This window comes from Pseudomonas sp. PS01270 (assembly GCF_029959775.1).
In the GTDB taxonomy this organism is placed as follows: Bacteria; Pseudomonadota; Gammaproteobacteria; order Pseudomonadales; family Pseudomonadaceae; genus Aquipseudomonas; species Aquipseudomonas atacamensis.
The window spans coordinates 17,079-32,279 of sequence record NZ_JASCPT010000032.1; the positions used below are offsets into that span (position 1 = coordinate 17,079).

Below are 15,201 nucleotides of genomic sequence, written 5' to 3' on the forward strand. Positions count from 1 at the left end.
AGGCAGCGCAATAATTCAGTCGTTCGATACGGCGCGCTCGATATCACCGACCACCACGGCAGCCAGTCCCTGCCGCAACGAGCTTACTTGTTCCGCGCCGTTCAATCGCTCAAATTGCCGTTGAGCCTCTTCCCAGAGCGGCGCCGTTCTTTCAAACAAGTCTCGCCCCGCCTCGGTTAATTCAACCAGGCGACTCCTGGCATCGGATGGCGAAGGACTGATCGAGATCAATCCATCGCGCTCCAACAGGCCGGTCATTTTCCCCATCGCCGTGCGTTCGATGTCGAGCCGCTCAGCAAGGGTATTGATTGCAGCACTTCCCAACTCATTAAGCGCTGCCAAGGCAAGGTACTGAGTAATGCGAAGCCCCGAAGGCTCGAGTTGCGCATCATAGAAACGGGTGATCTGCCGGCTCGCCTTCCGTATGGCGGAACAGTTGCAATGGTCGATCCCTAGGGGTTGTTTCACCGGCAGCATCTCTACTTCCTCTTCACTACTGTTTGATTTTTGGTGCCTTGGCTATTCAAGTCACACATACACGTCGCGGTACTTTTCCACGAAGGCCTGCACCGACAGAGCAGGCGTTCCAGTAACCTTCTCTACTATGTCGTTCACACCTGCGAAGACGCCTTCACGGTAGTTCTGAGCAACCTCGACCAAGTGCTGTACGAGAGCTGGTGGAAACTTGTACTCATGCTCCATCTTATGCTCGAACGCCTCAATTGATGTCGGTGCGTACTGGATTTCCGCGCCAAGCACTTCACTCATAGCGGCGGCTATTTCGGTATGGTTCATTTCGACCGGGCCATGAAGGTTGTAGATCTTTCCTTCGTGCCCCGTTGGGTTGGCCAGAATGTGGGCAATCACCCGGCCTTGGTCATCAGTAGCGATAGGCGCGTGACGGCCATTTTCAAAGGGGAACTCGATTTTTTTCGTAGCCCAGATTTCTTTTGCAAAGTGAGGATACGCCAGCCAGTCCGCAAAAAAAGTCGGGCGAAGGTGCGTCGTCGGTACGCCTGACCAGTCGAAAACGCGCTCCGAGATCCAGTGATCTTGCGCCAGGTGACTTTTGGAATCGCGGCGCGCGGAGATCTGCGACATGTTCACGATTGCCGTTACCCCAGCCTCCTTCGCTGCCTGGGCAAAATAGGCCGCACCTTCGACGATTCCAGGTGCCAGTGGATAAAGGAAATAGGCCGAGCGAATTCCTTCCATTGCCGCACGAATAGCATCGATGTCGGTGAAATCGCCGATTGCAATTTCAACTCCGCGCTTGCGCAAAGCCGCAGCCCTTTCGTCGTCCGAACGCACGTAAGCGCGGACGCTTTTGCCCAATTTAAGCAGCTCATCAATTGCCGCTGCGCCAGTCCGCCCGGTTGCACCACTTACAAGAATATCCGCTGCGCTCATGTTCGTAATCCTCTCAATTGGTTAGAGCAGATGCCCCTTAATTCACGATAGGAGCATATGCCCCTATGTGGAATTAAATATAGGAGCGTACGCTCCTATTGTCAATCGATGCTCATGACCGTTCAGCGGGTCGACCCGCTTAGGCGTCCACACGATACTCTCGCTGACCGGACGCGAAGCCTTGCATTACAAGGTGTAGACGCATATTGAGTGGCCGCTCGAATAGGTCTGCGGGCAGCAGGCGACAGCGCACGAAATCATGGATGTCAGTTAGGCAGTGCAAACGATGAGTGTCGATATCGACTCCAATTATGTCGATATCGACAATGGTTGAGACAACCCTCCCCCCGTATTCTCAGTCTCATGCGGGTAGCGCCAAAGCCCGCAGGTAGCTGTCGCAAAATCGGGGCGCAGACCCAGCGAGGTTCTCGGACCATTTTGCTTCGGCAGGACAGTAAAAAATCAATGCTACTTTCAGCACTTTGCTGAATTGCAATAAGTAGTAGTTGCAACACCGTGACGAAAACGTCCAGGAGTCAAGAATGAAGATTGTGTCTAGCTCAACAAGCGCACTCGATGTCTCAGTCGGATCCGTGGAATGGGGAGAATCCACCAAAGGCATTCTCCGTGAGAGCGAACAAGTTCAGCTCATCGAAAATTTGAAGTACATCTTTAGCCAAGAGAAGCTCGATGCAGAACGCCACCGACTTGGCCTTCTGAATCCAAAGTACATTTCCATCGATGACCTTTTACCGCCTGACACCAAAATGGTCAGAGAGTCCCTCGCCTATGTTCAGGACTTGTATAAGCCGACTTTGATGCGACACTGCTGGCGTACCTACTACTTCGGATCAATGATCGCGTTGCACGATGGCATCGAATTTGACCGTGAACTCGGTTTCGCCTCGGCCATGCTTCACGACCTCGGCTTAACACCCACAGCTGACCCGCGGCCGTGTGACTGTTGCTTCGCCGTCAACGGTGGCGTGCACGCACGAGACTTCCTGTTAGGCCAGGGCTTCGCGCGCGAGCATGCCGATACGGTGGCGCACGCCATTGCCGTGCACCTTAATTATCACGTTCCAGCTGAGGAACATGGCGCAGAGGCATTCTTGGTTACGCGCGGCGCTATCTGTGATGTCTTCGGCACCGGTGTGTCACGAATGTCTCAACAATCAGTAAAAGATGTGCTTGCCAAGTACTCCCGCGACGAACTCTACAGCGTCTTCAGCGCGACAGCATTTGAACACCTGGTCGGCACGCGATTTGAAGTTTCGTTCAAGGCCGTGACAAGTGGGCTGGTGGAAACAATTCCGCACGCACTTGATTTACCGCCTTTCGTTTAATCTGCTTACAGAATGTCCAGGCTGCGACTTACTTAGTTAGTAGTTCCCAGTCTGGCTTCTGCCCTTCCAAAATATCTTATAAGCCAACTGATGTTGTGGTGACATGGATCAGTGTTCCAAATACAAACGCGTTGGAGGCTTACAAAGAAAAGCTCTGTGGATACTTGTCGAGCATGCGATGAAACGGAGCGGAACGAGATCGTCAGCAGTCGGCTAAGGGAGAATACTGTAGCGAGTCACCTACCCAGACCTTCACGTGCGTGGCTTAGCAGGGACGAGATGTCAGGAGCTCATCGCGCGGGGGGCATCGATCGCCGGAGACGGCTTACCAATTAAGTAGATAGTTTAAAGCTGCCGACCTCCGTACGAGAGCCAGCAACGGCCGCACCGCCATTATTGGGCGGTCAAGGGGTCTCTTCAACGAACGACGTGCCGCCACCTGGGGGCTGAAGCCCATATCCAACGGCATGCAAAATGCGGCGACCACCACTGTCAGTCGCCGCTCTGAAATCAAGCCTCGGCCTGGTCAGGAATGTCGCTCACTACCTCAGTCAGCTCCAGCGTGTCGATATTGTAGAAGAAGCCGTAGATCTCGACGTTCGCTGGCACCCCCGGATTTGCTCGAACAACTCCAACATCGTATTTGAGCGAGGTCTCGAAATCCGAAATGCAGATGCTGTCATGGTCAAACGCCGAGGAAATATCGCTGCCGTGCTCATGTTTGAACGCGTCAATGATGCCTTCATTGGTGAACGACGTCGCACCGCAGAATGAGTGGTGCACAACCACAACCCTTTTGATGCCGAAGAGATGGACCATCGTCGCAATTGACTGCACACCTGCGACGGCACGACCACCAGCGACAGACACGGGGAATAATGTCGTCGTATGTCCTACCCGATTTCCAGCTTCATCGAGAACGTTTTCGCCCGGGTAGACCTCGCCAAAATGCTTGGCAACAACGGCCGGTATTTCCGAAGCACGTGGATCGAAGCAGTGGATGACGATGGTATTGAGACTCACCGCCTTGGCGAAGAGCGGGCGGAACTCCGCTTCGTTGTACCAAGGCTGTGCTTTGAACGAGAAATCATTGAAGTTGGGCATTTTGTGTCTCCAGCGCTCTTGAATATTTTGTGACTGGGCCAAGCCAGTCAGCAAAAAGTACACAGATCTGTCTACCTTTTCAAGAAAAAAGTAGACAGATCTGTGTACCCTTGGTAGGGTGCAGGCTGGAGAATTTCTATGACGAATTTTGCTTCTAGTTTCAAAGACCTTCGCTTTGAGGACATTGCATCTCTCAAGCCCCGGGATCGTATATTAAAGACGGCAATCGTCCTCTTTAATGAACGCGGTGTGCACACTGTCGGAATTGATCGAATTATTGCTGAGAGTGGTGTGTCGAAGAGAACTTTTTATAACTACTTCCCTTCTAAAGCGGATCTTATTGCCGCCTATTTGGATTTTTGGCACTGGCTGCGATTTACGAACCTTGACAAGTACGCTGCGCGAGTTTGCGGCGATCCAAAAGCCGAGCTGCTGGCAATTTTTGATTTCCTTGAGTATTGGTTTTCCGAACAAGATTTCAGAGGCTGTGCATTTGCCCGAGGCCTGAATGACTTTAATGATGACGCATCGCAAATTCTGCGCGCCAAAGTTAGTGTGCACTTCGATGAATGGGCCAACTTCATTATGAAGCGGTTATCCCAGCTCGTGGAACCTGAAAAGGCGGACATCATCCTCCCGCAGCTTCTAAGCCTAATTACCGGAACAACCGTAGTTGCCCACGCCTCAGGCAACGTAAAAATCGCGCAACTGAATAAGAACATAGCTGAAGCACTCTTAAGTGGTCGAGTAATCTAATCTCGAAGATTAATTAGTGCATAATAGCCAACTCGAAAGCGCAATATAAACTGACTCATAGTCGCGGTAATATTTAAAATCTCGGATACGGACCGCCTACCATCCTGCAAGGGCGTGGTTTAATTTTACCTAACCAACGGTAAGCTGAACGAAACGATGAGAATAAAGTACACAGGCTCAGTACCTATGGTTAGGTCCGAACCGAGGTTAAGATGCAATATTTAATACCATAAACGTAGTGCTGAATTTATAAACCATCTCAAATGGAGCATTGTGGTAATGGAAATAGAAAATATCCTGAAGCTTTTAAGTCCTGTGGGTGTAATAGCAGGTGTTGCAAAGATCATCTACGAACACTCCTCCAGCAGCAAACACAAATTAAGGGACGACTACCGCTTTGCTAAGGATTTTCTTAAAGACATGGAACACCCTGACGGCCTTCACCATCTTGCCGTTCAGCGAGGCTATTATGCATTGGCGGGTACAACATCCATAAACGTGACTGACATTGCTTATCTTATCTCTCTGGAAAACCCAGACAAGTCGTTGAAAGATTACGCTCTAGCAAGGAATTATGTTGAGTTCAATGCGAAACTGAATCGAGTGGTCTACAGACCTAAGGTAAAAAGTAAATTTTCCAGAAGGTGGCGACAGACTGCGCATTTTAGCGCCTATTTTATATTCGCTTATTTATCCATATCACCACTCATTCTCCCTAGCTACTATAATCTCGGCTCACACTTCATGTGGTTGGCAATAGCCACTTTCCCTGTGTTTGGTTTTTTTGCGTTCCAAACACTGCGCAGTTTTATCAGAATTCAAAGAGGTGAAGCTTTGGTCAATGAGCAGAAAAAACACACCACACTGATTATTATAGAAAAAAAATAAGCGCAGCTATAATCGACTTCTGGGCTGGTGGCCACTTGCTGAGATAAGCGTTAATCAAAGTATCGTCCGCGCAGATCTTCGGCAAGACTAACGCCAGTGACTAACAGCGGATTGACAGGACGGCGCAAAGACAGTCCAGCAGATGATTTAAGGGAGCATCGACATAAATGAGGATGAAGTCAGGGACGGCAAGCGACAAGAAATACCTGATCATCACCAAGTACAGTACAAGACAGAATGACCAAGAAACCCAATAGACGGCTCGTCCCGAACCGATGGGATTCTCCACCAGTCGTTTCCAGTCCGTATCCGACATGAAGCTATACAGCTTTTTCCGCCAGTCCCGTCGGCTGTTATCTGCCAGGTTGTTGAACCTCAAGCTGGAGACAGTGCTGACCAAGATACTCAGGAACAACAACACAGCGACACCAAGCTGGAGAACCTTCATAGAAGCGTCTGGAATGGCGTTGGGTAATACGGGGGCTTTAAGCGCAGCTACGACGCCTGCTACGGCAAAATCTCGCCAAAGCGCCGAAACCAAGTCCCGGGTTGCGGTTTGGGTTTTGTTGACCTCTTCTTGCAAGCCTTTTCGGAGATCTCCCAGGCTCTTGACGGCCTCTTTACTTTGTTCTTGAAGATGGAAAGCGAAAGCTTCCTTCGCGCCGGCAAAACTATTAGGCAAAACATCATTGGTCCCGGACGGCCAGGTTTCCGCAGCGCTCCAGTTGATGCCGACATGGTTATTTAGCAGCTGAAACTTCGTTTCTGCCTCGCGAGGCGTGGCATAGACCCACTCACAGACATCATGGATCAGTTCAAAATTGATCTTGTCCCAGCACGTGTGTTTTTCGATAGGAATCGGTAGGGATCGCCCTCCACGAAAGAATACCTGGGCATCTTCCCCTTCGGACCTGATTTCCGTCGGCAGACAATAAATCAATTTTTGAACGGCGACGCTCGACCACGTTCGAAACGACTCGCTTGACTCCTTGGGCTTGTCATTGAGCAACCAGGCATCGATGTATTGCGGAGTGAATCGTTGCGTGAAATCACGCACCAGCTTGCCAGGCTTTTCGGGGGCTTGTTTGAATTCGGATAATGCCCACTCACGCCCAAACGGTTTCACGGAAAACAGAAAAGTTGAAAACTCAGAAAAATCGCCAGTGACCTCGATGCACTTTTGATTTTTGAGGCTTTGACCGCTGACCGAAAGCCCTTCCAGCCAACCTTTGAAACCCTTCTGACTGAAGAAAAGACACCGATCATCCTGGGTGGTCTTTTCTAGGACGATCGTCAGGCTCTCGCCTTCAATATCATCCCATGCCACGTTGGCAATCCGGAGCCGACCTGCAACCTCGGCGAATAATTCCAGCTCACCCAACCCGAGGTCTTCGACCTGACTGGCTATCGCCTTTAGCTCGACAACCAGCTCCGGAGCGTGATGAGTCACATTATCGATGCGGACGCTCTGAATCGACTCGGTCAGTGTTGACCCAGGTAGATGCGCGAGCTTTCGAAAAAAGCCGCTGATCTCGTCTCCAGTTTGTTTGCTCATAGTTCCTGCAAGCGACTCGTTCGAATGGTGACGATGGTTCCGTCATCCGTGTGCTGAACGTCAAGCAGGCCTTTAGCCCTCGCCGGCATGATTATTCGAATCCCCTCAGAGGTCATGTATTTCTTGTCCTCACTCAGGGGAAGTTCATCCTCGTCGTATGCAAAGGATTCGCCTGTCAGCTTGAGGCTGTCCAGCTCTTTATCAAACGTTTGACGAATGTCCTCACTGGCTTTGACGCCAAAAAAATCGATGAAGAATGCCTCGACCTCAAACTCCTTTCTGGCTTTCGCGATTTCCACAATCTTGTCTGAGACCTTGGACGTAATAGCTCGGGGCAATTCCTCGGCGTGAGCCTTTACCGTTTTCCTGACGGCCTTAACAAGATCGCCTGTCATCTCCTTCGGATTACGCAGTCGCTCAACCCCGAGGAAATTCTTATAGAAATCGCTGATGCCAGCGCGACTCATGCGATCAATGATCACGACCTCGGCGTCATCGGCTTTAAGGTCTATCAGCGCCGACTTCTGCAGTGCCTTGGGTGATTCGGTAAAGTTGTTCGTTACCGCCTGGAGGATGGCCTTGGCACCTTCGCGAGTAAAAGTGACGACTTTCTCGGAGTCGTACTTGATCAGCGAATACAGCTTTCTGTCATTCACTTTCAATCCGATGACGATCAGGACACCCGTTTTCATCCGTTTGTCGCCCACGCGATGAAACTGGCGAGCCAGATTTTTAGAGATGTCTACAAAGGTATGCTCCCCTCTTTCCCAACTTTCGAGCTTTTCCTTGACCTGAGAATTCACCTTAAAAAGAAATTTGTTGCCCTTGAGCGTTTCTTTGATGCGGTCGATAAAAAACTGCTCAAAAGTCGCGAGGGGGGTGTCGTCGAATAGGATCGGGTCATCCGCTCCGTGGTGAACCACGTGGAATATAAAATTCTCGATCTTTAGCGCATTAACTTCGGCAGTCGTGAGAGTGGCCAAGCGATATCCTCGATGCGGGCAGAAAGATAGCTAAACGCCATCAACAAATCATCTAACCACCTTTTTTGTCGGATGCACAGCTCGTAGAATCCAAATCCACATCCGTATTTTACTGTACAAATATACACCCATAATTTGGCTACGCCAGTTCTCTCTAAGCCGTGCGCCAAGTCAAAACGACGCTGCCACGCGAGAACTGCCGATCCGGGTGAAACCGCGGCCACGCCGGCTACCAGGCGAACCTGGCCATATCTCCGTAAGCCTCCGCTCTCTTTTCGACCAAAATATCGAACGCGCCCATCCCATGCGACCAAGTAGCGTCGGCCGCTGCACTCACCAGTCAGCACTAGGCAGGCGGACACCTGCGCGTGCTGTTGTGCTCGACGCACTTCGCCTACCAGTGGCACGACGGCGCTTTTTGCCCTCCATTTTAATGATTTGCAGGGGACTGGGACGTACCTCTTCCATCAGTGAACTCAGTCTCTCCAGCTCGCCGATTGCCCGCAAAACAGCAATCAGGTTGATCAAGGTACCTTTCCCCTGATTAAGCAGCAGGTGCAATGTCTGACGGCTAATCGCCGCGTTCTCTGCCACCGTTTCGAGACTGATGTTCCTCTTTAACCGCAGCGTTTTCAGGCGCTCCCCAACGGTGAGTGCGAGGACTTGATCCGTTTGAACACGAAATCGCATAGCGTCTGCCTTCCTAGACATTAATCGGGTTAATCAGAGTTTACGTCAGCAATTCTAGACAATACAGTGCGATAAATTCCCACGCTGCTGCAATCAAGAACGCCCCCCTCCCCCATGACCTGCGTCGGCCACGCTCATGAGCTGCGCTGAGCAACCGAATCAGCTGTTTTTACCCTTCGCGTACCGTTTTAGTGGCCTCCTTAACGCCCAAGCGCCGCTGAGGTTTGAGAAACTTGCATTCACAAACCTCATTATTCGCCCGCTTGTTAAATAAATGCTGCCGCTTTACAGGTGTAATTACATGGCCCTTATCTCGTTACGAAATCGTCCATCGAGGAGTCATTTCGACTCGGACGTGCCGGCGCGTCGCCAGTCACCAAAAGGTTCGTTGGCGCCGACATAGCGCATCGCCGTGTGCACGTCGCGCCAACCGACATACTTCATCAAATCTTTCGGGCTCCATTGGTTGCGCGTGGCCCAGGTGGCAAACCCACGGCGCAGCGAATGGCCACTGTAGCGCTACCCGGCGACACCGCCGCGCGTTAACGCCCGGCGCAACACCCGGGACACGCTGTACGGATGTAACGCGGTCGGGGCCAGATGCCCCCAGCGATCAATGCTGCAAAACACCGGTCCAGCCTGCAATTGACTGAGCGCCAACCAGTCTTCAACGCCTGCACCAGAGATAGTCGTTTTAGCGCCGGCACACTGACGGTACGGCCCTGATGCTCAGGGTCGGTTTTACTGCTGGATAGAAACAGGCTCAGCCCTTCGCCCGGCAGCAATGGGTTGGTTACAATCAGCAGCCGGCACAAGTCGTGCAGCGAAAGGCCCGCCAAAAATCCAGCAAAAGCAAGGTCCAATTGCCACCAGCGCGTAGACGCACGACCAAGTCGAGCAATGTTGCCTCCAACTGCAGTGCCTTCTCGCATTGTTCCAGTTCGCGCGACTGCAAAAATCAAAACGAAGCAACCAAAATCATTCAACAATTTTAAAGTTTTTCTTTATTGTGTCTCTAAGTCTAGCAATTTCCAGTCCACCTTCACGAATCCGCGATTCTTGTTTAGTACTATAGTCAGCTAGCCTTTGTAATTTCAAATTCAGATCAGCTAATTCCTCCTTCAGTTGCAGGGTACGATGAAACCAGGAACCAGCTACATACCTCGCTTTCTTCAAACGCTTTTGAAGTTCTTTGAGCTCGTAATCTTTAGAAATTGATTGTTCTTGATGAACCACGACTACAGCAGTATCGCGATGTTTTTTGATGTCCCTCAATTCGGAGAATGGCCAACCCTCATTGATATCAAGCACCTCAGCATGGCTGGCGTTAATAAGAGAGTTTCTAGCTCTGAACGTCAAAGTGTTGCGATGAACCCCTGCCAATCGAGCTAGGTTTGATTTCGTCGCAGGTTGGGCCGGATCACTCCTAATTTCTTTCAGCGCCGACTCTATCGACTCTGTAATCTGCTCAAAGTCTTGGGCATTTCTAGCAGAAAAAGGAAGATTTTCAGTCGTCATCTAGTTTTACCTCCAGAACATTGCAAACTCGTTTTGCCTCCTCCGCGGCGGCCTCGAAATGGTCTTTAGCATATGCAAAGCGCGGATCTTTGGCTCTGCTACGACTTTCAGCCAACATCGCTTTCCACGCGGGACCATGGACCTCTTTAGTAATTATACTGTTAGAACACGCGGAGGGATTGCATTTTAGCTGTCCTAAGCAGGGAGGCTGTTCGCCACCGATCTTTTCGCTTTTCACTCCTGTACAGTATGCAAGACCCACATTTACCAAACTGATACTGTTGTCCACTAAGGTTTCGATCAGCCGATCCCTTTCAAAACCAGCATCAGTCATGCCTTTAAAAAAACTTATCCTTCTTTCATCTATTTCACCTGCCGCACCACCATAGATTTTTTGATTTGGATCAAAAACTCCCAAAGCCATATTCTTTTTTAATTCGCGGAAAAATTCGCTCGACTGCTGCGACTGAATAAGCTTAGCAGCGTTACCGTACGACAAAGTGACGTCTGAGGGCAATGAGACAACACGACTATATAGGTGCTTCATCTGAAAGCTAATATACGGCAAGCCCAACTTTACCCTAACAAGCTGTCGAGACAAGGAGTGCTTAAATTGATGGGTAGTGAATTCAACGCCATCAAAAACCCCATCATCATTAATGTTTTTTAAAAAACCATTAACTGCCCCAGACAGAGACTTATCTAAATAAGGTTGGTTTTTTCCTGTCACACAATTGCAAGGCGCGAATAAATAATTATTGTTCTTGAGAGGAGCTAGACATTTGAGAACTGCAATGGCGTCTTCCACTGCCGGTATTGCAACCCATGTATCGTCATATAGCTGATGGTCCCCGCGTTTTTTTGATACTCGACCTACCACACAGGGCACCCCCATGCGCTCCTCTAAACAATCAACCGTCATTGAAGCCATTTCCGAGTATCTTGGCCCGAGATATAGTCCTAACACACACAGCGCAGCACTATTGATCTGTGTAGTGTACTCCCGCATCGCGCCTGCAGGCCTTATTAGCGTTTTCTTGAGCTTCTCATACTCACTACGATGCTCCTTAGAGTAACCAAGTCCTCGAAGCCGGATATATATATCAAAGTCGTCAGCGAATGACTGGACTACCGTGCGGATTTTATCTGGCGCTTTGTAGAAACTATCATTATCGATATCTGCCTTTTGCAAACCGTACCGATCCATAAAATCATGTACACGACCGATAGATCTCTGGCTTAAAGCAGCAAATTGTTCATCTGAAAAAAAGCGTAGATCATCGACTGGTTTTCCGGCGGCAGTACTGCCCAATCCCTCATTTTTAAAGACCAAACTATCTAAATCATTTTGCGTTAGTGAAAATTTACGTTGCACCAAAATTGCAGAACGAAAGTGAAATGCCACCCTGAGACCACGCCGAATATCATTGACACTTCGGCAACCATGAGTTTTGGCAACAGAGAACAAGTCTACAAGCTGAAGCTCCGCGATACTCGATACCGATACTGGATCGGGAAAACGCTGAACAACTACAGCTGAAATAAAATCTAAAGCTCGCTTGATCTTCGGCATCAACGAATAAATTTTTGCATATCCGGGCCGCTCTGCCCCTTTGGAAAATACAAAACTACTAGGAGACAATATATATATACCGAATATAGTTTGCAATTCATGCCGGAGGGCATTACCAAAGGGATAGCCGTCCCAATTCAAAGTATACCTTGAACTCGATATTGACCGCGGAGCCCCTTTGACGTCGTCAGCAAAGTCCCAAAAGCTCTGAAAAATAAGAGACTTAGTGGAAACACGCAATCTAGAGAGATCGACCGTGTGCTCAAGAGCACCCTCAATAAGTGACGGAGGTGATATTAATACTTTTGCCATTACATCACCGATCGCAAAACGATAGTGTCAACAATACTATTAACATTCAACGATGCTCTTTCGGCCTCTAATAAGTCCTCTATTGCCCAGTCACTAGTTTCAGAATCCAATAGCCCATTTAGTATATGCAAATTCTGCTGTAATGCAGCACGATGAGGAGTTGAAGATACTCCCTGTTCGAACGCTACTAGATACTGCGCTCGCAGAGCAAATAAGCTTGGTAAATTTTCTCTGAATATCAACACATTCGGGCAACGTAAGCACATATTGAATATCGTACAAGCGCAACCATCCCCGATGCCGGCAGCTTTACGAATATTATTAGGTGGACTGAAAACATTTTTGCACATACTTAGTGGCGTAGAAAAAATCACATCATTGCGGCGTGAGGAATCCAACGCAATTGGTTTTGGGTTAATTTGAAAATCCCTTGCATTATCCCGAATCATGGACAATGCTGCTTTCACCTCCTTCCGCGCGATCGGATTAAAGTCATGAGAATCAATATACCGAAATGTCGTCAATATACTGGCATGCCCCAAAATATCTTTGACGATATAAACGTCGACTCCACGCCTTAAAAGCTGAGAAACTAAAGATGGCCTAAAGCGGGGAAGTGTCACATTCAGAGGTTCTCCCGTACGCCCAACAAGTTTGTAACGGCGTGAAAAATCGTTAGACCAGACAGTCAAACACTTATTGGGCATTAAATAATCCCTCTCCCGATATTTCCCACTCTTGCTTTGGTAAACAAACAGGAAGTTTCGGCTTTGAGTTGGTAACTTTTCTCGAAAGCGGCTTGTTAAATCAAGCAATTCCCCCCAAAGTTTTTTTATCGTTTTATTCTGATACCCATCCAGCGCCTGAATATCAGACTGAAAAAGCCCCAAATGCATCTCTGCTTCGCCACTCCCTCTAAGCTTCGAGTAGCGAAGATACGGCCGACCTGTAATTGGGTGACACTCTTGGTAACTGTCGATCTGCAAATTCAACGCTACCGAAGTATTCAGACCTGTGATAGATACAATTTTGAAGAGATAGGGCAAGATGTGCTCATAACCAATTCTTGAAGTTACACCCCATCGTTTATATAACTCATTTAGTCCTCCGTGATAATTCGTAGCCGAGGAAAAAAAATTTCGATGTTCAACACGTGTCTCAGGCAAGTTCTGCAGTGGTACACATTCAAGAATGTTTTCAAAATACCACCTCATATTATCTTCGTCGCGCCACCAGCCATGGAGGACAGATTTCCTTTTACCCTCCACACTTCTATTTTCAGGAGCAACTCCTAGACCAGTGACTTTGTAAGGCAACAAAAACCTTCTTACATTTCTAATATCACTATCCAGAGCATTCTCAATTTGTTCCATTTCACCTAAATCGTAAGGCAAACGAGCATCAGTTCCCCGCCCAGAACTAGCAACTGCTGAATCCAAATAATCTGTAATGCCTACGTGTTTCTCATCAATCGCCAAATTTATGACTTGCCGAAATGTAGATATCAAAGTGCCTAGATTATTGTTTGAAACACCAATATCTTCCAGAAATGCGCGAAACCTAATAAGACTGTATTCATCAATCCCTTTTCCAAGCAAATATAGTCTATCAACGCCATATCCAAGTCCCTCACTAGCCCACCTAATCACTTTGTTTAAGCACTGGGTGTAAGCATTTTTTGCGGACCTCGATGGGTTCACTCCCAATTTTTTGCTGAAGATCCACTTTATTTGAGCATAAGGATCATCCGTACTCGGCTCCGGTATAATCTCTAAGGAAAATGCATTCATAACTGCGCTCTTCTTTTTTTTGGCCGACCACGCCGTTCCACGCAAAGCCTTATGGGCAAGTACGTTTTGGTATATATATCTTGAGCTTCTTCAAACCTACTTTTTAACCCCCGCTCTTTGAGTTTGGAAAACATAGCAGCTGGTAGATGAGTATATTGCTCGGTAGACTTTATCGAAGAATGACCAAATTGAGTCTGAATTAAGACCATTTTCTCAATATAATCATTCCCCCACTCGCCCTGGAGTATAGAAAGTGCTGTACCATGACGTAAGCGATGTGGACTAATGATGCCCGCCGGAAAGCCTGCACGCTTCCGGGCGTCTGATATCATCTTCTGAACTGCCTTGGCAGTTAACGGTTTTTTTTTGATATTTAGAAACGCAGGCTTTACTGCATTTCCGCCTGAAAATCTGTATACAGCCGTATTATGGTAACGCTGTATTCTCGAAAATACAGCCCGAGAAATAAGCGAATAACGCTCTTTAATATGGTCCTTCCCAGAACCCTTGCTTCCTCTAATCAACAGAGGCAAATATTCGAATGTCTCATCAAAGCATTGTAATAGGTCGATATCGTGCTTCATGATTCGAGGTACTTCCGAAACCCTCACCCCCGTCTCGTACATGAAGTGCAGAACACACCTCTGTGACTCATGATTGAGTGCGCAGGCCAATTGGATAAACTGATTTTTCGTGATGAAGCGGGGCATTTTGCGTCGCGGCCTCCTCGTCATGTACCGACGTGACCAGCCACTTTCTGTCCTAATATGACCCGCCTGAGCAGTTGTCAGCCAAACAAAGAACTCCTTTAAGCTGACTTCTCGGTTCCTGACCGTACTGTCTGCAAAACCATCGTTCTGGAGCGACTTAAAGTACTTCTCGAGCCCGAGAGTGCTAATGGAGGTCAATAGCACGTCAATGGGAATTCGACTGTGCAGCTCAGAACTTCGCAAGTACTCGCAGAAATATTTGAGATTATTCCCGTACAACTCAATAGATTTCGGAGAATAATTTCTGGGACTTTCCACCAGTGAGCGGAGCCACGCTGAGGCGAGCTCAACAACTTCCCCTTGGTCATCAAATAGGGTCGGCCGCGAGGGTCTATTGCGCGACGGCTGAATCATGAAGAAATCCATCGTATGAACCCCTACAGATTGCTCCTGAATCAGTATGGGTGGGCACGACGATATGTCAAATCGTACTGTGCATGTTCATCATCCTCGCTAGCACTGGCAATACTGAAAAATAGGGCTACCCCTTATACTGTGCAAAAAAA

13 protein-coding genes and 1 pseudogene are annotated in these 15,201 nt (G+C 48.6%); 3 read left to right on the forward strand and 11 right to left on the reverse strand.

Annotated features, from left to right (window positions below):
* Window positions 1-15: 15 nt before the first annotated feature.
* On the reverse strand, window positions 16-477 hold the full coding sequence (locus QMX86_RS12085) for a MarR family transcriptional regulator (protein WP_008433911.1): 462 nt from the start codon (window positions 475-477) through the stop codon (window positions 16-18).
* Window positions 478-528: 51 nt separating this feature from the next.
* Window positions 529-1,410, reverse strand: coding sequence for an NmrA family NAD(P)-binding protein (locus tag QMX86_RS12090; RefSeq protein ID WP_008433909.1), 882 nt, complete (start codon window positions 1,408-1,410; stop codon window positions 529-531).
* A 542-nt stretch (window positions 1,411-1,952) separates the two neighbouring features.
* Here QMX86_RS12090 and QMX86_RS12095 point away from each other — a divergent pair.
* A complete protein-coding gene (locus QMX86_RS12095; protein ID WP_008433906.1) occupies window positions 1,953-2,756 on the forward strand; it encodes an HD domain-containing protein in 804 nt (267 codons plus the stop codon).
* 510 nt (window positions 2,757-3,266) lie between these two features.
* Here QMX86_RS12095 and QMX86_RS12100 read toward each other — a convergent pair.
* Window positions 3,267-3,860, reverse strand: coding sequence for a hypothetical protein (locus QMX86_RS12100; protein ID WP_008433904.1), 594 nt, complete (start codon window positions 3,858-3,860; stop codon window positions 3,267-3,269).
* A gap of 138 nt (window positions 3,861-3,998) precedes the next feature.
* Between QMX86_RS12100 and QMX86_RS12105 the strand changes: the two genes are divergently transcribed.
* On the forward strand, window positions 3,999-4,616 hold the full coding sequence (locus tag QMX86_RS12105) for a TetR/AcrR family transcriptional regulator (protein ID WP_008433902.1): 618 nt from the start codon (window positions 3,999-4,001) through the stop codon (window positions 4,614-4,616).
* Window positions 4,617-4,895: 279 nt separating this feature from the next.
* Complete coding sequence (locus QMX86_RS12110; protein WP_008433900.1) at window positions 4,896-5,504, forward strand: hypothetical protein; 609 nt, start codon at window positions 4,896-4,898, stop codon at window positions 5,502-5,504.
* A gap of 100 nt (window positions 5,505-5,604) precedes the next feature.
* On the opposite strand, the gene QMX86_RS12115 is transcribed toward QMX86_RS12110, so the two are convergent.
* The 8 genes and pseudogenes from QMX86_RS12115 to QMX86_RS28345 form a co-directional block, all read right to left on the reverse strand.
* Window positions 5,605-7,059 carry a hypothetical protein gene (locus QMX86_RS12115; RefSeq protein WP_008433898.1) on the reverse strand — a complete coding sequence of 485 codons (1,455 nt, stop codon included), beginning with the start codon at window positions 7,057-7,059 and terminating at the stop codon, window positions 5,605-5,607.
* On the reverse strand, window positions 7,056-8,042 hold the full coding sequence (locus QMX86_RS12120; RefSeq protein ID WP_008433896.1) for a nucleoid-associated protein: 987 nt from the start codon (window positions 8,040-8,042) through the stop codon (window positions 7,056-7,058). The genes QMX86_RS12115 and QMX86_RS12120 overlap by 4 nt, the downstream gene beginning before the upstream one ends.
* Window positions 8,043-8,375: 333 nt before the next feature.
* Complete coding sequence (locus QMX86_RS12125; protein ID WP_008433891.1) at window positions 8,376-8,732, reverse strand: transcriptional regulator; 357 nt, start codon at window positions 8,730-8,732, stop codon at window positions 8,376-8,378.
* Between the two features lie 339 nt (window positions 8,733-9,071).
* Window positions 9,072-9,236, reverse strand: a pseudogene (locus tag QMX86_RS12130) (hypothetical protein); the annotation flags it as partial.
* A gap of 474 nt (window positions 9,237-9,710) precedes the next feature.
* Window positions 9,711-10,250 carry a hypothetical protein gene (locus QMX86_RS12135; RefSeq protein WP_008433889.1) on the reverse strand — a complete coding sequence of 180 codons (540 nt, stop codon included), beginning with the start codon at window positions 10,248-10,250 and terminating at the stop codon, window positions 9,711-9,713.
* Entirely contained in the window at window positions 10,240-12,135 is a 1,896-nt protein-coding gene (locus QMX86_RS12140; protein ID WP_083853198.1) for a tyrosine-type recombinase/integrase, read from the reverse strand. Before QMX86_RS12140 ends, QMX86_RS12135 begins: the two co-directional genes overlap by 11 nt.
* Window positions 12,135-13,925, reverse strand: a complete 1,791-nt coding sequence (locus QMX86_RS12145; RefSeq protein ID WP_083853197.1) for a site-specific integrase — start codon at window positions 13,923-13,925, stop codon at window positions 12,135-12,137. The genes QMX86_RS12140 and QMX86_RS12145 overlap by 1 nt, the downstream gene beginning before the upstream one ends.
* Window positions 13,922-15,061, reverse strand: coding sequence for a tyrosine-type recombinase/integrase (locus QMX86_RS28345; RefSeq protein ID WP_008433886.1), 1,140 nt, complete (start codon window positions 15,059-15,061; stop codon window positions 13,922-13,924). The genes QMX86_RS12145 and QMX86_RS28345 overlap by 4 nt, the downstream gene beginning before the upstream one ends.
* Window positions 15,062-15,201 lie beyond the last annotated feature (140 nt).

Coding starts and splice junctions, on each gene's coding strand:
- QMX86_RS12085 (WP_008433911.1), bottom strand. CDS start 477: ATGCTGCCGGTGAAACAACCCCTAGGGATCGACCATTGCAACTGTTCC.
- QMX86_RS12090 (WP_008433909.1), bottom strand. CDS start 1,410: ATGAGCGCAGCGGATATTCTTGTAAGTGGTGCAACCGGGCGGACTGGC.
- QMX86_RS12095 (WP_008433906.1), top strand. CDS start 1,953: ATGAAGATTGTGTCTAGCTCAACAAGCGCACTCGATGTCTCAGTCGGA.
- QMX86_RS12100 (WP_008433904.1), bottom strand. CDS start 3,860: ATGCCCAACTTCAATGATTTCTCGTTCAAAGCACAGCCTTGGTACAAC.
- QMX86_RS12105 (WP_008433902.1), top strand. CDS start 3,999: ATGACGAATTTTGCTTCTAGTTTCAAAGACCTTCGCTTTGAGGACATT.
- QMX86_RS12110 (WP_008433900.1), top strand. CDS start 4,896: ATGGAAATAGAAAATATCCTGAAGCTTTTAAGTCCTGTGGGTGTAATA.
- QMX86_RS12115 (WP_008433898.1), bottom strand. CDS start 7,059: ATGAGCAAACAAACTGGAGACGAGATCAGCGGCTTTTTTCGAAAGCTC.
- QMX86_RS12125 (WP_008433891.1), bottom strand. CDS start 8,732: ATGCGATTTCGTGTTCAAACGGATCAAGTCCTCGCACTCACCGTTGGG.
- QMX86_RS12135 (WP_008433889.1), bottom strand. CDS start 10,250: ATGACGACTGAAAATCTTCCTTTTTCTGCTAGAAATGCCCAAGACTTT.
- QMX86_RS12140 (WP_083853198.1), bottom strand. CDS start 12,135: ATGGCAAAAGTATTAATATCACCTCCGTCACTTATTGAGGGTGCTCTT.
- QMX86_RS12145 (WP_083853197.1), bottom strand. CDS start 13,925: ATGAATGCATTTTCCTTAGAGATTATACCGGAGCCGAGTACGGATGAT.
- QMX86_RS28345 (WP_008433886.1), bottom strand. CDS start 15,061: ATGGATTTCTTCATGATTCAGCCGTCGCGCAATAGACCCTCGCGGCCG.